The 21,286-nt window shown below is 42.0% G+C and carries 22 protein-coding genes; 10 read left to right on the top strand and 12 right to left on the bottom strand.

All coding sequences use genetic code 11. The features are described 5' to 3' along the window. Positions 1–82: 82 nt before the first annotated feature. Positions 83–847, bottom strand: coding sequence for a (S)-acetoin forming diacetyl reductase (locus AXE83_RS02050; protein WP_000048146.1), 765 nt, complete (start codon positions 845–847; stop codon positions 83–85). A gap of 274 nt (positions 848–1,121) precedes the next feature. Here AXE83_RS02050 and AXE83_RS02055 point away from each other — a divergent pair, with 274 nt between their 5' ends. Continuing rightward, the gene (locus AXE83_RS02055) at positions 1,122–1,913 is read left to right on the top strand and encodes a DUF2785 domain-containing protein (RefSeq protein ID WP_060955235.1); all 792 of its coding nucleotides are present in this window, start codon (positions 1,122–1,124) and stop codon (positions 1,911–1,913) included. A gap of 110 nt (positions 1,914–2,023) precedes the next feature. Beyond that, a complete protein-coding gene (locus AXE83_RS02060) occupies positions 2,024–2,692 on the top strand; it encodes an MIP/aquaporin family protein (protein ID WP_060955236.1) in 669 nt (222 codons plus the stop codon). A gap of 316 nt (positions 2,693–3,008) precedes the next feature. Here the strand turns inward: AXE83_RS02060 and queF are convergent, their stop codons facing one another. The 7 genes from queF to AXE83_RS02095 form a co-directional block, all read right to left on the bottom strand. Next, positions 3,009–3,500, bottom strand: a complete 492-nt coding sequence (gene queF / locus AXE83_RS11170) for a preQ(1) synthase (protein ID WP_000082589.1) — start codon at positions 3,498–3,500, stop codon at positions 3,009–3,011. Positions 3,501–3,518: 18 nt separating this feature from the next. Continuing rightward, positions 3,519–4,235, bottom strand: a complete 717-nt coding sequence (gene queE / locus AXE83_RS11175; RefSeq protein ID WP_060955237.1) for a 7-carboxy-7-deazaguanine synthase QueE — start codon at positions 4,233–4,235, stop codon at positions 3,519–3,521. Next, a complete protein-coding gene (gene queD / locus AXE83_RS02075) occupies positions 4,228–4,671 on the bottom strand; it encodes a 6-carboxytetrahydropterin synthase QueD (protein WP_060955238.1) in 444 nt (147 codons plus the stop codon). The genes queE and queD overlap by 8 nt, the downstream gene beginning before the upstream one ends. Further along, a complete protein-coding gene (queC, locus tag AXE83_RS02080) occupies positions 4,671–5,324 on the bottom strand; it encodes a 7-cyano-7-deazaguanine synthase QueC (protein WP_060955239.1) in 654 nt (217 codons plus the stop codon). The genes queD and queC overlap by 1 nt, the downstream gene beginning before the upstream one ends. Before the next feature lie 202 nt (positions 5,325–5,526). Beyond that, on the bottom strand, positions 5,527–5,841 hold the full coding sequence (gene trxA, locus AXE83_RS02085) for a thioredoxin (protein ID WP_060955240.1): 315 nt from the start codon (positions 5,839–5,841) through the stop codon (positions 5,527–5,529). A gap of 14 nt (positions 5,842–5,855) precedes the next feature. Continuing rightward, complete coding sequence (locus tag AXE83_RS02090) at positions 5,856–6,077, bottom strand: DUF4649 family protein (protein WP_000570260.1); 222 nt, start codon at positions 6,075–6,077, stop codon at positions 5,856–5,858. Between the two features lie 96 nt (positions 6,078–6,173). Next, a complete protein-coding gene (locus AXE83_RS02095; RefSeq protein ID WP_060955241.1) occupies positions 6,174–6,554 on the bottom strand; it encodes a MarR family winged helix-turn-helix transcriptional regulator in 381 nt (126 codons plus the stop codon). A gap of 181 nt (positions 6,555–6,735) precedes the next feature. Here AXE83_RS02095 and AXE83_RS02100 point away from each other — a divergent pair, with 181 nt between their 5' ends. Both AXE83_RS02100 and AXE83_RS02105 read left to right on the top strand, forming a co-directional pair. Further along, the gene (locus tag AXE83_RS02100; RefSeq protein ID WP_000781321.1) at positions 6,736–7,110 is read left to right on the top strand and encodes a CidA/LrgA family protein; all 375 of its coding nucleotides are present in this window, start codon (positions 6,736–6,738) and stop codon (positions 7,108–7,110) included. Continuing rightward, positions 7,107–7,802, top strand: a complete 696-nt coding sequence (locus AXE83_RS02105; protein WP_060955242.1) for an LrgB family protein — start codon at positions 7,107–7,109, stop codon at positions 7,800–7,802. The genes AXE83_RS02100 and AXE83_RS02105 overlap by 4 nt, the downstream gene beginning before the upstream one ends. Before the next feature lie 33 nt (positions 7,803–7,835). On the opposite strand, the gene AXE83_RS02110 is transcribed toward AXE83_RS02105, so the two are convergent. The 3 genes from AXE83_RS02110 to AXE83_RS02120 are packed head-to-tail and all read right to left on the bottom strand — an operon-like array spanning position 7,836 to position 9,647. Beyond that, positions 7,836–8,567 carry a hypothetical protein gene (locus AXE83_RS02110; protein ID WP_060955243.1) on the bottom strand — a complete coding sequence of 244 codons (732 nt, stop codon included), beginning with the start codon at positions 8,565–8,567 and terminating at the stop codon, positions 7,836–7,838. Between the two features lie 15 nt (positions 8,568–8,582). Then, the gene (locus AXE83_RS02115; protein WP_060955244.1) at positions 8,583–9,278 is read right to left on the bottom strand and encodes an ABC transporter ATP-binding protein; all 696 of its coding nucleotides are present in this window, start codon (positions 9,276–9,278) and stop codon (positions 8,583–8,585) included. A gap of 3 nt (positions 9,279–9,281) precedes the next feature. Further along, on the bottom strand, positions 9,282–9,647 hold the full coding sequence (locus tag AXE83_RS02120) for a GntR family transcriptional regulator (RefSeq protein ID WP_000119157.1): 366 nt from the start codon (positions 9,645–9,647) through the stop codon (positions 9,282–9,284). 139 nt (positions 9,648–9,786) lie between these two features. Between AXE83_RS02120 and nrdR the strand changes: the two genes are divergently transcribed. The 6 genes from nrdR (at position 9,787) to AXE83_RS10430 (ending at position 15,894) form a co-directional block, all read left to right on the top strand. Then, positions 9,787–10,260 (top strand): transcriptional regulator NrdR, encoded by a 474-nt coding sequence (nrdR, locus tag AXE83_RS02125; protein ID WP_001203674.1) that lies wholly within the window; start codon positions 9,787–9,789, stop codon positions 10,258–10,260. Further along, complete coding sequence (locus AXE83_RS02130; RefSeq protein WP_060955245.1) at positions 10,261–11,427, top strand: DnaD domain protein; 1,167 nt, start codon at positions 10,261–10,263, stop codon at positions 11,425–11,427. Then, positions 11,428–12,324, top strand: coding sequence for a primosomal protein DnaI (gene dnaI / locus AXE83_RS02135; protein ID WP_049549027.1), 897 nt, complete (start codon positions 11,428–11,430; stop codon positions 12,322–12,324). Continuing rightward, positions 12,321–13,034, top strand: a complete 714-nt coding sequence (locus tag AXE83_RS02140) for an NADPH-dependent oxidoreductase (RefSeq protein WP_060955246.1) — start codon at positions 12,321–12,323, stop codon at positions 13,032–13,034. The genes dnaI and AXE83_RS02140 overlap by 4 nt, the downstream gene beginning before the upstream one ends. A gap of 13 nt (positions 13,035–13,047) precedes the next feature. Next, entirely contained in the window at positions 13,048–14,358 is a 1,311-nt protein-coding gene (gene der / locus AXE83_RS02145; RefSeq protein WP_049508964.1) for a ribosome biogenesis GTPase Der, read from the top strand. 187 nt (positions 14,359–14,545) lie between these two features. After that, a protein-coding gene (locus tag AXE83_RS10430; protein WP_150114512.1) for an IS3 family transposase occupies positions 14,546–15,894 on the top strand; the annotation gives its coding sequence in 2 pieces (ribosomal slippage) (positions 14,546–14,987 and positions 14,987–15,894; 1,350 coding nt in all). Between the two features lie 84 nt (positions 15,895–15,978). On the opposite strand, the gene AXE83_RS10435 is transcribed toward AXE83_RS10430, so the two are convergent. Next, the gene (locus AXE83_RS10435) at positions 15,979–21,192 is read right to left on the bottom strand and encodes an SIALI-17 repeat-containing surface protein (protein WP_083500969.1); all 5,214 of its coding nucleotides are present in this window, start codon (positions 21,190–21,192) and stop codon (positions 15,979–15,981) included. Positions 21,193–21,286: the final 94 nt, after the last annotated feature.

A 21,286-nucleotide genomic window follows, 5' to 3' on the forward strand; every position in this document is an offset into this window, starting at 1 on the left:
ATGACAAAAAACGACTCCGAAAATTGGAATCGTGGAGATGATAAAAGAGGTTGGATCATTTTCCAACCTCTTTTTATATATCTTAATGGAATTGCATACCACCATCAACGATAATGGTTTGACCTGTAATGTAGTTTGAATCTGGTCCAGCAAGGAAGCTAACTGCTGCAGCTACATCTTCTGGTTCGGATAGGCGTTTCAATGTAATATCTTTTGCGAATGTTTGCATACCCCACTCGTCATCTTTTCCTGCATTTTTTCCAACTTCATGAGCGATATCATACATCATTGGTGTTTTAACGATACCTGGGGCATAGGCGTTGACAGTGATACCTGACTCTGCTAAATCACGCGCCAATGTTTGAGTAATACCACGAACAGCGAATTTTGTACCGCCGTATACAGTCAAGTTTGGATTTCCGACAACACCTGCTTGAGAAGTAGCATTGATGATTTTACCACCGTGACCAAGTGCTTTAAATTGAGCCTGAGCAGCTTGTGCTCCCCAAATCACACCACCGACGTTAATAGCAAATGTGCGAGCAAATTGCTCCTCTGTAATTGTATCCAGAGGTGTAGTAGGAGCGACACCAGCGTTGTTTACCACAACGTTCAAGTCTCCGAAATGATCGACAACTTTTTGGAAAGCTGCAGCAACTTCTGCTTGTTTAGACACATCAGCTACAACAGCAAAAGCTTTATCTGCTGACAATTCAGCAACTGCTTTCTCAGCTGTTTCAGCGTTGTAGTCTAAAACTCCAACCTTAAAACCATCTTGAACCAAGCGTTTTGCGATTGCAAAACCGATCCCTTGACCTGCACCTGTAACGATAGCTACTTTAGACATATGATTCCTCCTCGGTATCCGTGATACCATTCAAACGTTCATAAAAGAACAGCAAAAGGTTTATAAGTGAGTCGTGATAGGTTTCTAAAAGAAGTCCTATCACGTTTCAGTATACACCTTTGTGAAATTTGTGTCAAACAAATACTTGGTTTTTGGAAAAAATTAACCCTCTAAGAGTGAAAAAACTATCTGAGACTAACATGTTTATTTCTTATAATGAAGATAGCTAGAAAAGAATGTTGTATAATAGATGTGTATGATAGGAGGTAGGCAGATGTATCCAGAATTGAAAAGAAAAGTAGTAGAAGCAAAACCGAGCTATCGTCAAGAAGAAATCCTGTGGTTGCTTGAGCACATAGGGGATCCGAGTCCAGAGATTCGCGATGAATTGGTTTTTACCAGTCTGGCTAGAGGGATTCAAGAAGAGTTATTTACCAAGGAGCAATTTCAGTTGATTGCTGCTATGATTGTTTCTGATGGTGGCCTAGATAAAGAGATTGATAAGGCAGGAGCTTCAACGCTTGAACGTTCTTTTAGGGCACTTATTTATGCCAATCTCTTATCTGCCGATGGCAACCAACAGTCTCTTTTTTATCAAGTGCTTAAAACTGATATCAGAAATACGTTGCTCAATCAAGGGTTGCATTACCTTGAAAAAGAAGAGGATACGACAGGTTTTTCAACTCAATATGGTTGGGTGCATGCTTTTGCTCATGGGGCTGATCTTTTGACTGAAGTTGTTTGTCATCCAGACTTTCCTAAAAACAGAGTTCATGAAGTATTTGACATACTTGGCCAACTATTTAAAAGAATTACGGTTCGATTTATAGATGATGAGGAATGGCGCTTAGCCAGAGTTCTTTACGAACCTATTTTGCAAGGCAAGGTGGATCAAGCGACACTAACCTCTTGGATAAAGTCACTTGATTTCCCGATAGAAGAGACGGAAGATTTTTATAAATTTTCCAATTTTAGATCCTGTCTCTTAGAAGTCTATGTTCAACTCGACCAGAGAAATAGTTTACAAGCTGACTTGAAAGAAGTCATTCAATCTTTTCAATATTAGATTTCGACTATTAAATGTGAAAACTTACACAAAATTTTCCAAGCACATTTCTTGAAACCCTTTCCTTCTTCTGATAGACTAATACATAGTTTGAAAAAAGGAGACTTATCATGAAAAAATTTGTTGCTGAATTAATTGGTACTTTTATGCTTGTGTTCATCGGAACAGGAGCTGTTGTTTTTGGAAATGGTGTTGAAGGTCTTGGACACCTTGGGATTGCTCTTGCTTTTGGTTTGGCAATCGTAGTCGCAGCCTTCTCAATCGGAACTGTTTCAGGTGCTCACTTGAACCCAGCTGTTTCTATCGCTATGTTTGTTAACAAACGTTTGTCATCTTCAGAGCTTGTAAACTACATCCTCGGACAAGTGGTTGGTGCTTTCCTTGCATCTGGATCTGTACTCTTCCTCTTGGCAAATTCAGGTATGTCAACTGCAAGTCTTGGTGAAAATGCCTTGGCAAACGGAGTAACTGTCTTTGGTGGTTTCTTGTTTGAAACAATCGCAACATTCTTGTTTGTTTTGGTCATCATGACTGTAACTTCAGCAAGCAAAGGGAATGGCGCAATTGCTGGTTTTGTGATTGGTTTGTCATTGACAGCTTTGATTCTAGCTGGCTTGAACATCACTGGACTTTCAGTAAACCCAGCTCGTAGCTTGGCTCCTGCTGTATTGGTAGGTGGTGTAGCTCTTCAACAAGTTTGGATTTTCATCCTTGCACCAATCGTTGGTGGAGTTCTTGCAGCTCTAGTTGCTAAAAACTTCCTTGGAACTGAAGAATAATCGAAACTCAAAAAGCCTTGCTCCTCATGATGAGGAACAGGGCTTTTTTGTATCTGTTGATACTCAATGAAAATCAAAGAGCAAACTAGCCGCAGGTTGCTTAAAGCACTGCTTGAGGTTGTAGATGAAGAGGCTGGGAAAAAAGTCTTTGGAATTAGAAAAACGCATAGTATCAGGTATTGAAAAAACTTGATGCTATGCGTTTTATTGTGAGGATATTTACTTCATTTTCTCCTGAAATTGAGTTTTTGCCCAGCCTCAACCATACCTACAGCAAGGCGACGTTGACGCGGTTTGAAGAGATTTTCGAAGAGTATTAGCGGTTGTCAATTTTCTCTGGATAGAGGTCGTGTTGGAAGAGACGTTGTTCTGCCAAGCCTTCATACTTGGTTCCAGGTCTACCGTAGTTGTAGTAAGGGTCAATTGAAATGCCACCGCGAGGTGTAAATTTCCCCCACACCTCTAAGTAGCGAGGGTCTAGCAAGTTGACCAAGTCTTTCCCGATAGTGTTGATACAGTTTTCATGAAAATCTCCATGGTTTCGGTAGCTAAAGAGGTAGAGTTTAAGGGATTTTGACTCAACACAGAGCTTGTCAGGAATGTAGGAAATATAAATAGTCGCAAAGTCTGGTTGAGCGGTAATAGGGCAAAGCGAGGTGAATTCAGGGCAGTTGAATTTGATAAAATAATCATTTTCCACATGACGATTGTCAAAGGACTCGAGGACTTCGGGTTGATACTCGAAAATGTAGTTGGTTTCTTTATTGCCCAGTAGGCTTAGGTTTTTCATTTCTTCTTGTTGTGACATGTTTTTTTCTTTCTAATCTTAAACACCGCGTTGGTTATCGTAGAGGAGGGTATGGAGTTGAGGAAGGACGCGGACATTGCCCCAGCTATCATCAGCAGCGACGCGTTCCCATAGCTCTTTGAGGCGGTCCAGTTGGTCTTGGACAATATTGCCTGTAGCCTTGGGCTCAGGATTTCCCGCCGATAAGAAGAGGACATCTGGTTGGTAGCGTTCTTGAATGCCTTTGGCAAAGGCTAGATCTGCATCATCAAAGACAGGGATTTTAAAGGTTACTTTGTCTGGGTCTAGTTGGGAAACGATAAAGTCCAAGGTTTCAAAGTTGACTTCCATCTTGGAGGAAGGAGGCTTAGGACTCAGAGTGACTTGGTCGATATCTTTCAACCAATTTTGCCAGCGGGATCCCTGGGTCTCAACAGCCAGAGTGACCCCACGTTCCTTGAGTTTGGTGACCAGTTGAGCCATATTGGCTGCTAGGATAGCAGGATTTCCCCCAGATAGGGTGACATAGTCGTAGCTTCCTAGTTTATCTAACTCAGCGATTACTTCATCAGCTGTCATGCGAGTTGGTTTTTCAGAACCATCCCAAGTAAAGGCAGAGTCGCACCAGTCGCAGTGGTAGTCGCAACCAGCAGTGCGGACAAACATGGTTTTCTGGCCAATAGCACGACCTTCACCTTGAAAGGTAGGCCCAAAAATTTCTAGAACTGGTAGTTTGAGGACACGTTCCTTAGTCATCTAACCACTCCCGTCTAAACTCTGCAAAGGCAGTCGGAGTTTCATAGAGGCGAACATATTCCAAACGGAGACCGCGCTCGTCTGGCAACTCTTGGCTCATGGTTTGGAAAATCCAGTAAACCATATTTTCAGCAGTCGTATTCATGTAGGGCAGGGTTTCATTGAGATAGCGATGATCTAGGTGGGGCTCTAAGTAGTCCTTGTAGATAGCTTTGATGTCTCCGAAATCGTAGGTCATGCCACGTTCATCTAAAAATCCACTGACAGCGATTTGCAGATGATAGGTATGACCGTGCAGGGATTTGCATTTTCCTTCATAGTGAAAGAGGTGGTGGGCAGCATCAAAGGTAAATTCTTTTGAGACTAAGGTTCTGTGAGGATTGTAGACAAGAGATTCCCCAGTTTCTTGTTTGATTTCTTTGGGGGCAAAAAACATCAGGCCTCTCCTTTCTGAGAGAGATAAACCTCTAAACCATGTTGGCGTAGATGGCAGGCAGGACAATCTCCACAACCAGTACCAATAATCCCGTTGTAGCAGGTCAAGGTCTTCTCACGAACGTAGTCAAAGGCACCGAGTTGGTCAGCCAATTCCCAAGTTTCAGCCTTGTCTAGCCACATGAGAGGCGTTTGGATTACAAAGTCGTAATCCATGGCAAGGTTGAGCGTCACATTGAGTGATTTGACAAAGACATCCCGACAGTCAGGATAGCCTGAGAAGTCTGTTTCGCACACTCCTGTCACGATATCCGCAATTTCACGCTGCTTGGCAAGAACTGCAGCAAAGGACAGAAAGAGGTGATTGCGACCGTCAACGAAGGTATTAGGCACCTCTCCTTCTTTTTGCTCAATTTCTAGATCTGAAGTCAAGGCATTTTCAGTAATTTGTCCTAGTAGAGACATATCTAGGATATGATGACGAATTCCTTGTTCCTCAGCGATTTCTTTAGCCACTTGAATTTCGAGATGGTGACGTTGGCCATAGGCAAAGGTAACGACTTCGACCTTTTCATAGTGTTGCTTGGCCCAGAAAAGGCAGGTTGTTGAATCTTGACCGCCACTAAAGACGACCAAGGCTGATTGACGTTTCATAGTACTCCTTCCAAAATGGGAAATGTTCAGAGCACGCAAAAAGCTCCCTAGAGGGAGCTAAAAAATACCAAGTAGAGGTTTTTTTTAGCGATGGCATGTCCCAAACATCGTGATATTCTAGTTACAGTCTAGCATATTTTTTGAAAAATGGCAAAGGACAAGAAAAAAGAGACCAAATGAATGCACTTGGTCTCTAGTATGATTAACTCAATTCAGCAACGATAGCTTTGATTTGTTCTGATGTATGAACACCAGCAACTTGTTTAACCACTTGTCCATCTTTTTTGAAAAGAAGAGTAGGGATAGACATGATACCGAATGAACGAGCTGTGTTTGGGTTTTCATCAACGTCCATTTTAACGATCTTCAAGACATCTTCTGAAAGTTCTTCAGACAATTTATCCAAGATTGGACTTTGCATACGACATGGACCACACCAAGTTGCCCAGAAGTCAACCAAGACCAATCCGTCTTTAGTTTCTTGTTCAAATGTTGCGTCTGTAATTGCTTTTGCCATAGTATTTCTCCTTTTTAGTTATATTGGCTTAAATCTTGTTTCATGAGATAGAAGAAAACATCTCCGTAAGTCCCATGGTAGTCCAAATCATGCCCCTTGTAGGTTACTTTTTGGACAGGGTAGTAGTCTGCGACACCAATCAGGCAGGCTTGTTGAGAACGTTCAAATTCTTCGTATGACTCAAAGGTCATGGTTCTCTCTTGCTTGCTGGCATCAAGATAGGTGATTTCAATCATAGGATTCTCCTTTGCTAAATCATGTTTTCATTTTACTCCTTGAAAAAAAGAATGTCAAGAAAAATGATTGCGCACGCAAGTTTTTTAAAAAATATGTTAGGCTAACCAATTAGCTTTTGTCTCTAAGCTCTCTTCGACAGCTGTTTGTAAATAAGCCAAGGTAGTCTGTCCTTCGCTTGTCAGGCAGATAAAACTAGCTCGTTTGTCCTGGTCGCAGCATCTCCGACTAAGTAAGCCGCAGTTTTTTGCTTCTAAGCGAGCCACCATCCGTGAAACAGCACTAGGGCTCAGGTGGAGCTTGTCTGGCAAGTCGATTTGTCGTAGGGATTTGCCTTCAGCTTGATTTAGAAAGTGCAAGAGGTAAAATTCCTTGAGTGTCAAGGTTTGTTCACTCTGCTCAGCGATGGTCTCTTCTAAAATAGCTTCTAGCTCTACTTGTCTACGGTTGAAGTCAAACCATTTTTCTAAGTAAGTCATGTCCATCTCCTTTCCCTCTATAATAGTGTAATCATACTAGTGCATCTATGATGCTTGCGCACGCAATTAGTATACACCTTTTTGGATTGGATAGCAAGAAGGATGTTTCTTTTATATTTCCTTGAAATTTTCTGAAAAAAGAGTAAACTGGTATGCAGAAAGTCTATTTGTGGAGTTTACAATGAAGTTATATGTTCAGTTAATGATTCTCTTTGTGATTTCTTTAATCGGTGAAGGAATCTCCAGTTTTTTTCATTTGCCCATCCCTGGAAGTATCATCGGCTTGATTATTCTTTTTCTAGCCTTGCAGTTCAAATGGCTGCGTATTCGCCATGTCAACATGGTTGGAAATTTTCTCCTAGCTAACATGACCATTCTCTTTCTACCTCCTGCGGTTGGAATTATGGAAAAATTTGATGTGATTGCTCCCTATCTTCTGCCGATTGTCTTGATTGTCTTTTTTGCAGCAGTGATTAATATCATCTTGATTGCGCTTGTGGTTCAATTTATCAAAAAACGCTATGAAGGTGACTATGAAGAAAGAGGTGCCAAATGAGCGAATTTGTATCTAATCCCCTATTTGGGATTGCTTTATCAATCTTAGCCTATCTTGGGGGAATGATGATTTTCAGACGCTATCCTCATCCCTTAACGACTCCCTTGCTGCTGTCAGCTATTTTTATTATCATCTTTCTAAAGGTAACTGGCATTTCCTACCAAGATTACTACCAAGGTGGGGTTTATCTTAATAACTTGATTGTTCCTTCAACAGTGGCTCTAGGAATTCCCCTTTATAAGAGTTTCCACTTGATGAAGCATCATGTCAGAAGTATCTTGCTGGGGTGCTTCCTAGCTGTCATCGTCAATACCTCTTTTACAGCCTTAGTCGCAAAAATCTTTGGCATGGACTTTTTCCTAGCCATTTCCCTCTTTCCTAAGTCAGTAACGACCGCTATGGCAGTAGGGATTACAGAAAAGTTGCAGGGCTTGACTACCGTGACCCTAGTAGTTGTAGTAGCGACGGGGATTTTGACCAGCGTGATCGGCCCAACACTTCTAAAGTGGCTAAAAATAGACGATCCAGTAGCGGCTGGACTAGCCCTGGGTGGAACAGGTCACGCAGTTGGAACTGGAACGGCCTTTCGCTATGGACCAGTTGCAGGTGCTATGGGAGGACTAGCCATCGGTGTTACAGGTATTCTCTACGTATTTGTCAGTCCGATCGTAGCCAATTTGATTTTAAGTTAACGCAAAAACCCAGCTCTAGTAGCTGGGCATTTTTTATTGCAAATTAACTTTATTTTTCAAGATATAGTAAGTACCGAGGTAGAATCCAGCAATTAGGATTAAATCTGTAAAGATTTCAAATGTAAGCATCATATTGAAATTAGTATCTATGCGAAGGTTGAGACCGACAAAACCGAGCACGATCTGGATAACAATATAGGCTAAAACGGCAAGAGCTGTACGGTATTCATTAAAGAGTTGTCCGATAGAGATTGCCAAGTAGATGCAAAGGATTCCTGAAACTGTGCTGAGGATATATGAAATCAGAGATAAGCCGATACTGTCTAGGTACTGTTGGAACAAGTCTTTAAAAGTAAGCAAATCAATGAAATTAGGCTCAATGATCACAAGAATGATATAAATGCTCAGAACCAAGACTGCTGAACTGATGAGAGACCAAATGAAGGCCCCCAAGAGTTTGGCTAAGATAATCTGGTGTTCGGAAACTGGCAAGGTCAAAGTGAGATAACCTTGTCGGTCATAGACACTGCCTTTGAAGCGACGGATGATCAAAATCAAAGTTGAAATACTCAAGGTAATGATTAGTCCGCCAAAAACCAGACCTAGAAATACTAACATAATCATTTGTTGATCAGGTGTATCGATGGATTTTAGGGAACTAGCTTGAACCCCGATAAGAGCAGAAAGAGCCAACACAGCACCATAGAGGGCTAAATACCATTTGTTAACATTTTTAAATTCATAACGAACTAAATTCCAAAACATAATAATCTCCTTTAACTAGGCTTTGAACTCATGACGGAAGAGCTGGTCAATAGACTCTCCAGACTCATAGCGAATATCATCAACATTTCCTTGACGGACGACTTTTCCATCCTTTAGGAAGATAATCTCATCCAAGATTGGTTCAATGTCTGAAATCAAGTGGGTTGAAATCAAGACAGTTGAAGTTGGAGAGTAGTTGTTGATGATGGTGTTCAAGATATAGTCACGAGCTGCGGGGTCGACACCCCCGATTGGTTCATCAAGCACATATAGACGAGCATCGCGACTCATGACAAGGATCAACTGAACCTTTTCTTTGTTCCCTTTTGAGAGTTTCTTGAAACGGCTATTTTCATCGATGCCAAGGTCACGAAGAAGACCTTGAGCACGTTCCAGATTAAAATCTTGGTAGAAGGTCTTGAAATAAGTGAGAGCTTCCTTGACCTTCATTTGCTCGTTTAGATAGGTCGTATCAGGCAGATAAGAAACAATCGCTTTAGTTGCTGGGCTTGGTTCCATGCCATTGATAAGGATACGCCCTTCCTCTGGCTGTAGCAAGCCGTTGATTAGTTTAATCAAGGTTGTCTTTCCAGAACCGTTTGGGCCAAGGAGACCAACGATTTTTCCAGCTGGAATTTCAAGGGAAACATTTGTAAGAGCAGGGCTTGCTCCATAGGATTTTGACACATTTTCTAATGCTAACAAGGTCATAGTTTAAACTCCTTCAATATAATCTCTCAAAACAGTCGGTAGTTCTTCTTTTTCATAACCAAATTCTACCATGCCTGTTACAAACTGTTGCAGCTGTTCTTCTGACAGTTGCTTACGGGATTGGAGGATCAAGTCCAAATCCTCTGTGACAAAGCGTCCTGACGTCCGCTTGGTATAAACGAAGCCTTCTCTCTCCAAGTCCGATAGGGCACGCTGGATGGTGTTGGGATTAACCCCTGCCTCGCTAGCTAATTCTCTAACGGTTGGAAGCTGTTGATTGGGCTCGAGTTTATGGGAAATAATCTGCAATTTGATTTTCTCCATAATCTGCAAATAAATGGGTTTATTGTTATCAAATGTCCAAGACATCACGATCTCCTTTCTAATTACCTTTGTGTTAATTCAATAATACAACAAAACAAAAAACTTGTCAAGCCAAAAGGAGAATTATTTTGGGAATCTCTTAAAAAATGGTATAATGAAAAGAAAACGACAAGGAGGGAAAGGCATGCGTTGTCCAAAATGTGGCGCTACAAAATCAAGTGTGATCGATAGTCGCCAGGCTGAAGAAGGAAATACAATCAGAAGAAGACGTGAGTGTGAAGAGTGCCAGCATCGTTTTACAACCTATGAACGTGTTGAAGAGAGAACGCTGGTTGTGGTCAAAAAAGATGGTACACGGGAACAATTTTCAAGAGATAAAATCTTTAACGGGATTATTCGCTCAGCCCAGAAACGTCCAGTGTCTAGTGATGAGATTGGCATGGTGGTCAATCGCATCGAACAAAAACTCCGTAGTCGCAATGAAAATGAAATTCAGAGTGAGGTTATTGGTTCCTTGGTTATGGAAGAGTTGGCAGAGCTAGATGAGATTACTTATGTCCGTTTTGCCAGTGTTTACCGTAGTTTTAAGGATGTGAGTGAGCTTGAAAGCCTACTCCAGCAGATTACACAATCCTCTAAAAAGAAAAAGGAAAAATAAATGAAGCCAAATGACCGTTTTTCTTTTGTAAAGAATAATCGGGTGTCGCAAGATACCTCATCAATGGTGCAGTGCTACCTCCCGATTATCGGTCAGGAGGCGCTGAGCCTCTATCTTTATGCTGTGATTTTTTGGGATGATGGTCAAAAGGAGCATCTCTTTGCAGCCATGCTCAATCATTTGAATTTTGGGATGGATAGTCTTTTAAAGGCTTTTAAAACTCTGACAGCCATGAAATTGGTGACCCTCTATCAACAGGGGGAGTCTTATAACTTGTTACTTCATTCTCCCCTATCGACTCAAGAATTTTTACAACATACAGTTTATCGGACCTTGTTAGAAAAAATGATTGGGGATAGTGCGGTTGCAGCCATGAGACAGGAAAGTGTTGAAGGGGAACCTATCTCGGTGGCCTTGAGTCAAATCTTCCCTCAGTTATCCGAGTCTGCTAGTCAAGAAACCTCTAGCAGTCAGCCTCTAGCAGATGATTTTGATTTGGAGCATTTTCGTCAGCTCATGGCCCGTGATGGTCTTCGTTTTCAAGATGAGACTTCGGATGTTTTGGCCTTGTTTGCAATAGCAGACGAGCAGAGGTGGACTTGGTTTGAAACTTATCAAGTAGCCAAAGCGACAGCAATGTCGCAAGTGATTTCTGTCAAACGCATCCGTGAAAAGATAGCGCAAAAGCCTGTGACTTCTGACTTTAGTCCCAAGGAGGCAACCATTATCCGAGAGGCTAAGAGAAAGACAGCCTTGCAGTTCCTTGCTGAGATTAAGCAGACCCGCAAGGGAAGTATTACTCAGACTGAACGGGACCTGCTCCAGCAGATGGCTGCCTTGGGCTTGCTGGATGAAGTGATTAATGTTATCTTGCTCCTGACCTTTAATAAGGTTGATTCGGCCAATATCAATGAAAAATACGCCATGAAGGTAGCTAATGACTACGCCTATCAAAATATCCGTAGTGCTGAGGAGGCTGTCCTCCGAATTCGTGAACGTGGCCAAAAAGCAAAAACGCAAAAGCAGAATCAGACTGCCCCAGCAAAAACCAATGTGCCTAAATGGAGCAATCCTGAATATAAGAATGAAACTAGCGAAGAAACTCGCTTAGAACTAGAACGTAAGAAAAAAGAAATGTTAGCTCGATTAGAAAAAGGAGGAGACTAGATGGAAAGTGTCGGAGACGTGCTCAAGCGTCAACCAAGCCGATTTCAGTATCAGGATTTAGTCCAGCAAATTGTGAAGGACCCTGATGTTGCAGCCTTTATCCAGAAAGAATCACTCAGTCAGGAGGAGTTAAACCGTAGTATTTCCAAGTTTAACCAATACATCACTGAGAGAGATAAGTTCCTCCGAGGAGATACAGACTATATCGCGCGTGGCTACAAACCTATCCTAGTCATGAACCATGGCTATGCAGATGTCTCTTATGAAGAGACTCCAGAGCTAATTGCAGCAGAAAAAGAAGCGGCGATTAAAAACCGTCTCAAGCTAATCAATCTTCCAGCTAGTCTCAAGAAGGCTAGTTTAGCTCAAGTAGACTTGGATGATTTGGGGCGCTTGCCAGTTTTTGAAAAGCTCCTAGCCTTTGTGGAGCAATATCCAGCTATTCGAAAAGGTCTCTACTTATATGGAGACTTTGGTGTGGGTAAAAGTTTCATGGTGGCTGCCCTAGCCCATGATTTGTCAGAAAAACGTGGTGTTTCATCAACGCTCCTCCACTATCCGAGCTTTGTCATCGATGTCAAAAATGCCATCGGTGATGGCAATGTCAAGACCTTGGTGGATGAGATTAAGCTTGCTGAAGTCTTGATTTTGGATGATATTGGTGCTGAGCAATCAACAGCTTGGGTGCGTGACGAGATCCTGCAGGTCATTCTCCAATATCGTATGCAGGAAGATTTGCCAACCTTTTTTACCTCCAACTTCAACTTTGAAGATTTGGAGAAGCATTTCGCTAAAGGGAAAAACGGAAATGACGAAACCTGGGAAGCTAGACGCGTCATGGAACGCATTCGTTATTTAGCAGAGGAAACAAGACTTGAAGGAGAAAATCGCCGATGACAGAAACAATCAAAGTAATGAAAGCTCACACTTCCGTGCGCAGATTTAAGGAGCAAGAGATTCCCCAAGCAGACTTAAATGAGATTTTGACAGCTGCCCAAATGGCTTCTTCTTGGAAAAATTTCCAATCCTACTCGGTCATTCTTGTCAGAAGTCAAGAAAAGAAGGACGCCTTATTTGAGCTAGTTCCTCAGGAAGCGATTCGCCAGTCTGCAGCATTTTTACTTTTTGTTGGTGATCTAAACCGTGCAGAAAAAGGGGCTCGTCTTCATACGGATGTTTTCCAACCTCAAGGGGTGGAAGGACTCCTCATCACTTCAGTAGATGCGGCTTTGGCTGGACAAAATGCCTTGCTTGCGGCAGAAAGCTTAGGCTATGGTGGAGTGATTATCGGTTTGGTGCGTTACAAGTCTGTTGAGTTAGCAGAATTGTTCAAGCTTCCTGACTATACCTATCCAGTCTTTGGGATTGCACTCGGTGTGCCAAATCAACAGCATGATGTAAAACCAAGACTGCCCCTAGAGAATGTTGTCTTTGAGGAAGAATACCAAGAACAGTCAACTGAGGCAATTAAAGCCTATGACCGTGTACAGACTGAATATGCAGGTGCGCGTGCGACTACCACTTGGAGTCAACGTTTAGCGGAGCAATTCGGCAATCCAGAACCAAGCTCGACTCGAGAAAATCTTGAGCAGAAGAAGTTATTGTAGAAAGTGAGAAAACATGGCCTTACCAACTGTTGCCATTGTAGGGCGTCCCAATGTTGGGAAATCAACCCTATTTAACCGTATCGCGGGAGAACGCATCTCAATCGTAGAAGATATTGAAGGTGTAACGCGAGATCGTATCTATGCCACAGGTGAGTGGCTCAATCGTTCTTTTAGTATGATTGATACTGGGGGTATCGATGATGTCGATGCGCCTTTCATGGAACAAATCAAGCACCAGGCAGAAATTGCCATGGAAGAAGCTGATGTTATCGTCTTTGTCGTGTCTGGTAAAGAAGGAATTACAGATGCGGACGAATACGTTGCCCGTAAACTTTATAAAACTCATAAACCAGTCATCTTAGCCGTTAACAAGGTGGACAATCCAGAGATGCGAAATGATATCTATGATTTCTATGCTCTTGGATTGGGTGAACCGCTGCCTATCTCATCTGTTCACGGTATCGGGACAGGGGATGTGCTGGATGCTATTGTGGAAAACCTCCCACATGAAGTTGAAGAAGAAAATCCAGATGTTATTAAATTCAGCTTGATTGGTCGTCCAAATGTTGGAAAATCTAGCTTGATTAATGCCATTTTGGGAGAAGATCGCGTCATTGCCAGCCCTGTTGCTGGTACCACTCGTGATGCCATTGATACCCATTTTACAGATGCTGACGGTCAAGAGTTTACCATGATTGATACGGCTGGTATGCGTAAGTCAGGTAAAGTCTATGAAAATACTGAGAAATACTCGGTTATGCGTGCTATGCGTGCTATTGACCGTTCAGATGTAGTTTTGATGGTTCTCAATGCCGAGGAAGGTATTCGTGAGTATGACAAGCGTATCGCTGGATTTGCCCACGAAGCTGGTAAAGGGATGATTATCGTGGTCAATAAGTGGGATACTCTTGAAAAAGATAACCACACCATGAAAAACTGGGAAGAGGATATCCGTGAGCAGTTTCAATACCTGCCTTACGCACCGATTATCTTTGTTTCAGCTTTGACCAAGCAACGTCTCCACAAGTTGCCTGAGATGATTAAGCAAATCAGCGAGAGTCAAAATACCCGTATTCCATCAGCTGTCTTGAATGATGTGATTATGGATGCTATCGCCATCAACCCAACACCGACAGACAAAGGAAAACGCCTCAAAATCTTCTATGCGACCCAAGTTGCAACCAAACCACCAACCTTTGTCATCTTTGTCAACGAAGAAGAGCTCATGCACTTCTCTTACTTGCGTTTCTTGGAAAATCAAATCCGCAAGGCCTTTGTCTTTGAAGGAACACCGATTCACCTAATTGCAAGAAAACGGAAATAGTGATTATAAAAAAACGGTAGAACATCAAGACTTGTTCTACCACTTATCTACCCCACCAAATCATTTACAAAAGATGTGAATAGGATTTGATTTGTAGTATATTATTGAAATAGAAAAAGGATGGAATGATTTTGAACTGCACCCCAAAAGTTAGACATAAAAATCTAACTTTTGGGGTGTTTTTATTATGAAATTAACTTATGAAGATAAAGTTCAAATATATGAATTAAGAAAGAAAGGAGAGAGCTTTAGACAACTTTCAAATCAATTTGGGATAAACATTTCTAATCTTCAGTACATGATTAAATTGATTAATCGTTATGGAATAGAAATCGTCAAAAAAGGAAAGAATTGTTACTATTCTTCTGAACTAAAACAAGAGATCATTGATAAAGTTCTTCTTGAGGGACGTTCACAAATTAGGGTGTCTCTGGATTATGCTCTTCCAAGTAGTGGATTACTTTCGAATTGGCTGGCACAATATAAGAAAAACGGGTATACTATTGTTGAGAAAACAAGAGGGAGACCGCCTAAAATGGGATGTAAGCCAAAGAAGAGATTTGAAGATATGACAGAATTAGAACGTCTTCAAGCAGAAAATGAGTACTTGAGAGCGGAGAATGCCATTCTAAAAAAGTTGAGAGAACTCCGATTGAGGGACGAAAAGGAGCAAGAAGAAAAACGGAAATTGTTCAAGGACTGGTAACAGAGTTTTCTTTAGATATCCTTCTAAAGATTATTAAGCTTGCCCGTTCAACCTATTATTACCACTTAAAACAGCTGGATCAAAGCGATAAGGATTATGATATTAAAGCTGAAATTCAGTCAATTTATACTGAGCATAACGGAAATTACGGCTATCGTCGCATAACTCTAGAATTACGAAATCGTGGCTTCGTAGTGAACCATAAGAAGGTGCAGCGTCTTATGAAAGTACTTAGTTTAACGGCTCGAATTCGCCGTAAACGGAAGTATTCTTCATACCAAGGAGAGGTTGGCAAGAAAGCAGATAACCTTATTCAACGTCAATTTGAAGCAACCAAACCAATGCAAAAGTGCTACACAGATGTGACAGAATTTGCCATTCCAGCAAGCAGCCAGAAACTTTATTTATCACCAGTTTTAGATGGCTTTAACAGCGAAATTATCTCCTACAATCTTTCTACTTCGCCGAACTTAGTACAAATGAAAGCTATGCTAGAACAAGCCTTTACAGAGAACCATTACGAAAATACAATTCTCCATAGTGACCAAGGATGGCAATACCAACACGATTTCTATCATCATTTTTTAAAGAATAAGGGAATCCAACCATCTATGTCACGTAAGGGAAATAGCCCAGATAACGGTATGATGGAATCTTTCTTTGGCATTCTTAAGTCTGAAATGTTTTATGGTTATGAGAATACGTTTCAGTCACTTGAGCACTTGGAACAAGCTATTGTAGACTATATTGATTACTACAACAACAAACGAATTAAGGTAAAACTAAAAGGACTTAGTCCTGTACAATACAGAACTAAATCCTTTGATTAAATTAATTGTCTAACTTTTTGGGGTCAGTACATTGTCCATCCTTTTTTATAGCGGAATAAATCTATATTCCTAGGGGGACAATGTTTAATTTTTCTTACCTTTTAGTAAGAAAGTAGCTGAGAGGGCTAGGCTGAGACCTGCTATAAAGAGGAGAGAGCTAGCTTGTTCACCTGTGGCTGGGAGTTGTTTATCATTCGTAGAGACCTGATCATTGGCTTCATTACTTTCAACCAATGGTTTTGTGGTTTCTAGATTTCTTTCTTCCGTATGAGCTGGGACAGGTTTAACAGTTGAGCCTTCTGTCTTGTAGACAATAGCGTAGGTGCTCACGTCAAAAGTAATAAACTCAATCATACCGTCTCGAATGGTGAATTCTTGTGGTTTTAATTCATTTGTTGAAGTTAATTGATAGAGTTCTTGAATATCACCGGATACTGGTAGTCGAACGAGTACAGCACCTTTTGGTTGAACTGGCTGTCCATCTTTATCCTTGAGTTGAAGAGCGAAAGCATCGTATTTCTTGCCCAAGAGTTCTTTATTTTCAACTTTTTGACTGTCGAGGTAGCTTGCGCCTCCTAGTTCAGTTGTGCCACTAATAACTTGAACTCTTGTAGTCTTGTCTTTCAATACTTTGAGTTTAAACTCAGGAACTGTGTTACTTGGCGAGGCTTGACCACTACCTGTTCCAATAGGTTTGGTATATTCAGGTCTTTCCGCAGTAGGTGCCTCTTGATCTCCAACTGTTCCGATAGGACCAGTGTATTCAGGAATTTCCACAGTAGGTGCCTCCTGCTCACCAGCAGTTCCGATAGGACCAGTGTATTCAGGAATTTCCACAATAGGTGCCTCCTGCTCACCAGCAGTTCCGATAGGACCAGTGTATTCAGGTCTTTCCACAGTAGGTGCCTCTTGATCCTCAACTGTTCCGATAGGACCAGTGTATTCAGGAGTTTCTACAGTAGGTGCCTCCTGCTCACCAGCAGTTCCGATAGGACCAGTGTATTCAGGTCTTTTCACAGTAGGTGCCTCCTGCTCACCAGCAGTACCAATAGGATCTGTGTACTCAGGAATGGTTACTACTGGAGCAGGCTCATCCCCTTTGCTTGTAAAGATTTTTTCTTCAACTGGAGCAGTTTCGTCCTTAGGAAAGACAGTTACAACAGGACTAGTAGTTGTTGTATCTTGGATGGCATAAGCTTCTATCGAATTACCAGCTTTACGATCTGTAGCATCAGGAATGTCTAGTTGGACCTTGTTATCCTTAATGGTTAGAACAGTTTGTTCACCTGATGTGACAAGATGGCCATCATCGACTTTTCTGAGTAGAAGAGGATCTTTGATACCAGGGAAGGTCACAGCGACTCCATCCCAATTGCCAGTTGGTAGGGTTAAGGTAACAGTCTTATCTTTGGAATTAATAGGGTCAAGGCTTGGACTATCGAGTGATACGGACGGAGCTTTTAAGATATCAAAGGAATCGAGAGAAACTTTCTTTCGTCCTTCTGGAGAATTTGGATCGACTTTCAAAGTAAGAACGTGATCGCCATCTGCTAGATTGGTAAATTCGCCAATTAATGCACCTTTTTCAGTCGCTCCCGGAGTGTAGAAATCAAGGGCTGGCATTTCTTTGCCATCGAGTGTGACAAGTGCCTTGCCTAGTGATGCTGTTTTTAATCCATAGATTCGGATACCTGTTCCAGAGAATGGAATGGTTGCAGTGGCTTCAGAAGCGAGGCTATCATCAGCGTTGATGTCAGCATACTTCTCTGTAGAAGCATAGAGTTCTGCATCGCTCCAATCCTTAAACATGGAACCATACTGGATACGAGGGTCACGGTCGTCGATTTTCTCAACAGTTGCTCCTTGGCCTGGGAAGACTTTGAAGTAATCGAGAGAAATTTTTGAGCGTTCACTTCCTCGTCCCTTATGTTCGCGTTTAACAGTAATAGTCATGAGGTGAGAACCTGAAGAAAGATTTGTGTAACGTCCTATCAATACACCTTTTTCAGTTGCTCCTGCTGTATAGAAGTCAAGTTCTCCAACAGATTTGCCATCGATTGTAACCTCAGCAAGTCCCAATTGAGAAGACTTGAGACCGTAGATTTCAATACCAGGTCCATTGAAAGGAATAGTTGCAGTCGCATCCTTATCGGAGTAATTTCCATTTGAAATATCGGCGTATTTCTCTGTTCCACTAAAGAGTTCTGCGTCAGCCCAGTTTCCATAAGCTGAGCCGTACTGGATGCGCTTGTCACGGTCATCCATCAACTCACTGAAGGCATCGATAGAAGCAGGATCTGAAACTGGTGTTGTACGATCCCCTAGCATAGCCTTAACGGTATAAGTATAGGCATGGCTAGAATCAATCGAGCGATCGATGAAGTGAGTTTGGTTGGTGATAAACTCACGAACGCTAGGAGTTTGACTGTTTTCATCCTTACTTTCTCGTCGGATGACATAATGACTTGCTCCCTCAACTGTGTTAAAGTCGAGTTCAGCTGTGACGGAATCTTTTCGAAGGGCTGATAAGCGAGTCACTCGTCCAGGGAAGTTTTCAAAGGTAATGACATCACCTTTTTGAGTCGCAAGTTGGATACGGTTATCTTTGAGGCGACTAGCTTGAACTTCCTTGCCATTAATCTTGATAATACTAGATTCGATATTTGGATAGTCTACGACTAAGTCTCCACCAACATTAGAAAGGAAAGATAGCGTTTCAAGATTTTTCTCTTTCCATTTCATGCTGACTTCAAAGTTACCACGAGCAACTAAGCCTGAGACTTGACCATCTTTCCATGCATCTGGAAGGGCTGGTAATGGGGCAATGTAGCCTGTGTGAGACTGAAGGAGCATTTCTGCCATACCGCTGGTTGCACCAAAGTTTCCATCAATTTGGAAAGGCGCGTGGGTATCCCAGAGGTTTTCTAGGGTTGAAGATTTGAGCTGTTCTGCCAACAAACGGTGGGCACGATTTCCATCTAGGAGACGGGCCCAGAGGTTGATTTTATTGGCCTTAGACCAACCAGTACCACCATCTCCACGGTGGTTGAGGGTTGCGCGTGCAGCTTCTAGATATTCAGGCTGATCCTTGCCAAATAGAGTACCTGGGAAGAGTCCAACTAGATGAGAAACGTGGCGGTGATGGTTTTCAATGCCTTCGTTGGTGAATTGTGGGCTGTCTTCCTCAAACCACTCCTTGATACGACCATCTTGGTTGATATGAAGTGGTTTGAGCTTATCAAATTTAGCTTTCACTTCTGTCACCAAAGCTTGGTCGACCTTCAGATGATTGGCTGCTTCCATATAGTCGTGGAATAGCTGCCAAACTAGAGATTGGTCAAAGGTATTCCCAATCGTGATAGTTCCATGTTCTGGTGAGTAGGATGGAGAAGAAACCCAGCGGTCACTAGCCTTGTCGTAGTGCAAGAAGGAATTCCAGAACTTGGCTGTTTCCTTGAGCATTGGATAGATCTTTTCTTTGAGATAGGTTTCATCCTTGGTGAATTTGTAGTAGTCATAGACGTTCTGCATCATCCAAGCATTGGCAGCTGGAGACCAACCCCAATAGTAATTCCAGCCTGGAGTTGTCCAGCCAAATGGTGTCGCCTGAGTATGAACCAACCAACCGTTTTCTTGACCTTCTTTGGATTCGATACCTGCGTATTCTTTAGCAGCGATACGACCATAATAGCGCATGTCATCAATATAATTGATCATTGGCTTAGCTGTTTCTGCGAGATTGCTCATGTAGGCAGGCCAATAGTTCATCTGTAGGTTGACATTGAGGTGGTAGTCTGAGTTCCAAGGTGGATTATCTACAGCATTCCAGACTCCTTGCAAGTTGGCAGGGAGGGCATCTGTCCGATTACGAGAAGAACTGATCAGTAGGTAACGTCCGTATTGGAAGAAGAGTTCTTCTAGCTTTTGACCTTTTGTTGGATTATAGGTTTGGAGAGCTTCTTTTGTAGTTTGGTTAGACTTGCTACCGCCGAGGTTTAGTTGAACACGATTGAAAAGGCTTTGGTAATCCTTGATGTGATCATTTTTCAGAGTCTCATAGTCTTTGGCTTTAGCAGCTTCTACGATAGATTTGACAGTTTTTTCTATATCAATATCCTTGCGGTAATTGGTTTTTGGATTTTGAGCAAAATTAGTCTTGGCACTGAGTAGCAGTGTTGCATAACTGGCTCCAGTGACAGTCAAATAACCATCTTGAGCAGTGACTTGTCCGTCAGTCTTGATACCAAGATAGGAAGCAAATTTCAGACCATTATCTTTGACAGTTCCCTTGAGTAAAATACCATTAGAATCAACGCTCACAGTCCCTTGTTTGTACTTAGAATTCTCCCAAGAATAGTCTCCGTTAGCAATCAAATCTTCAGTCAAGCTATTCCAAAGGGTAAAATCAAGCGTCTTATCTCCCTTTTTAGTCAAGTGGGTAACAGTGACGTCGTCTGGATAACTAGAGAAGGTTTCTCGTTTGAAACTTGTCCCATCTTGAGTATAGGAGGTAGTTGTGATAGCTTCAGAAATGTCTAAGCCACGATGATAGTCAGTAACATTTTCCAAGCCCTTCTTCTGGTTATTAAAGACCATGAAGATATCACCGAAGGCTAGGTAGCGACCGTATTGGGCATTATTTGGCCCAACCAAATTTCTCTCTGCTAGTTGTTTGGCTTTTTGACGATCACCGTCCTCTAGGGCCTTACGGATTTCAGCTAAGACTTTGTAGCGGTCCTTGTAGTTTCCTCCATTGTAGTCTTGACTATCTGGCTGTGGGCCTCCAGACCAAAGTGTTTTTTCGTTGTACTGGATTCTTTCTTCACCGATGAGTCCGAAAACCTTGGCACCCATTTCTCCATTTCCGACTGGCAGGGCTTGTTTTTCCCATCCATCATAGGAAGGAGCAGTTGGTTGGTTGTAATGTAGTTCGTAATGTTCTTGCTTGTTCACAGGAAATTCTGGTTTCTCGCTCTCCTTATTGTCAGCAGGGGCGGTAGTAGCACTTGTCTCTGACTGACTACTAGTTTGAGGTAGTTCTGTCCCTGGGTTTGTTTGCTTTTCAGCTGATTCAGCTACAGGCTGAGTCTCTGTGTTAGAAGTAACAACTTCCTCAACTTTGGTATCCGGTTTAGCAGAGGTTTCAGTAATGGTTGCCTCACTTTCCGGAATCTCGACACCATCAGCGGCTACACCCTGTGCTGCTAAAAAAACAGCACCAAGTAAAACAGAGGCAGCTCCGACACTTAGTTTGCGGATGCTATACTTACAGGATTTTTCCCAATATCTCTTATCCACAAAATTCTCCTTTCTCAAATCTGTAAGCGCATACATTCTCTTTTAAAAAAATAAGTCTTGCAGAAATATGTGTGATTTTTTCAGATAATCTTAA

It is taken from the genome of Streptococcus sp. oral taxon 431 (assembly GCF_001553685.1).
Classification (GTDB): Bacteria; Bacillota; Bacilli; order Lactobacillales; family Streptococcaceae; genus Streptococcus.

Bases quoted from the DNA above. Each gene is read 5' to 3' on its own strand.
- AXE83_RS02050 (WP_000048146.1), bottom strand. From the start codon at position 847: ATGTCTAAAGTAGCTATCGTTACAGGTGCAGGTCAAGGGATCGGTTTT.
- AXE83_RS02055 (WP_060955235.1), top strand. From the start codon at position 1,122: ATGTATCCAGAATTGAAAAGAAAAGTAGTAGAAGCAAAACCGAGCTAT.
- AXE83_RS02060 (WP_060955236.1), top strand. From the start codon at position 2,024: ATGAAAAAATTTGTTGCTGAATTAATTGGTACTTTTATGCTTGTGTTC.
- queF (WP_000082589.1), bottom strand. From the start codon at position 3,500: ATGTCACAACAAGAAGAAATGAAAAACCTAAGCCTACTGGGCAATAAA.
- queE (WP_060955237.1), bottom strand. From the start codon at position 4,235: ATGACTAAGGAACGTGTCCTCAAACTACCAGTTCTAGAAATTTTTGGG.
- queD (WP_060955238.1), bottom strand. From the start codon at position 4,671: ATGTTTTTTGCCCCCAAAGAAATCAAACAAGAAACTGGGGAATCTCTT.
- queC (WP_060955239.1), bottom strand. From the start codon at position 5,324: ATGAAACGTCAATCAGCCTTGGTCGTCTTTAGTGGCGGTCAAGATTCA.
- trxA (WP_060955240.1), bottom strand. From the start codon at position 5,841: ATGGCAAAAGCAATTACAGACGCAACATTTGAACAAGAAACTAAAGAC.
- AXE83_RS02090 (WP_000570260.1), bottom strand. From the start codon at position 6,077: ATGATTGAAATCACCTATCTTGATGCCAGCAAGCAAGAGAGAACCATG.
- AXE83_RS02095 (WP_060955241.1), bottom strand. From the start codon at position 6,554: ATGACTTACTTAGAAAAATGGTTTGACTTCAACCGTAGACAAGTAGAG.
- AXE83_RS02100 (WP_000781321.1), top strand. From the start codon at position 6,736: ATGAAGTTATATGTTCAGTTAATGATTCTCTTTGTGATTTCTTTAATC.
- AXE83_RS02105 (WP_060955242.1), top strand. From the start codon at position 7,107: ATGAGCGAATTTGTATCTAATCCCCTATTTGGGATTGCTTTATCAATC.
- AXE83_RS02110 (WP_060955243.1), bottom strand. From the start codon at position 8,567: ATGTTTTGGAATTTAGTTCGTTATGAATTTAAAAATGTTAACAAATGG.
- AXE83_RS02115 (WP_060955244.1), bottom strand. From the start codon at position 9,278: ATGACCTTGTTAGCATTAGAAAATGTGTCAAAATCCTATGGAGCAAGC.
- AXE83_RS02120 (WP_000119157.1), bottom strand. From the start codon at position 9,647: ATGTCTTGGACATTTGATAACAATAAACCCATTTATTTGCAGATTATG.
- nrdR (WP_001203674.1), top strand. From the start codon at position 9,787: ATGCGTTGTCCAAAATGTGGCGCTACAAAATCAAGTGTGATCGATAGT.
- AXE83_RS02130 (WP_060955245.1), top strand. From the start codon at position 10,261: ATGAAGCCAAATGACCGTTTTTCTTTTGTAAAGAATAATCGGGTGTCG.
- dnaI (WP_049549027.1), top strand. From the start codon at position 11,428: ATGGAAAGTGTCGGAGACGTGCTCAAGCGTCAACCAAGCCGATTTCAG.
- AXE83_RS02140 (WP_060955246.1), top strand. From the start codon at position 12,321: ATGACAGAAACAATCAAAGTAATGAAAGCTCACACTTCCGTGCGCAGA.
- der (WP_049508964.1), top strand. From the start codon at position 13,048: ATGGCCTTACCAACTGTTGCCATTGTAGGGCGTCCCAATGTTGGGAAA.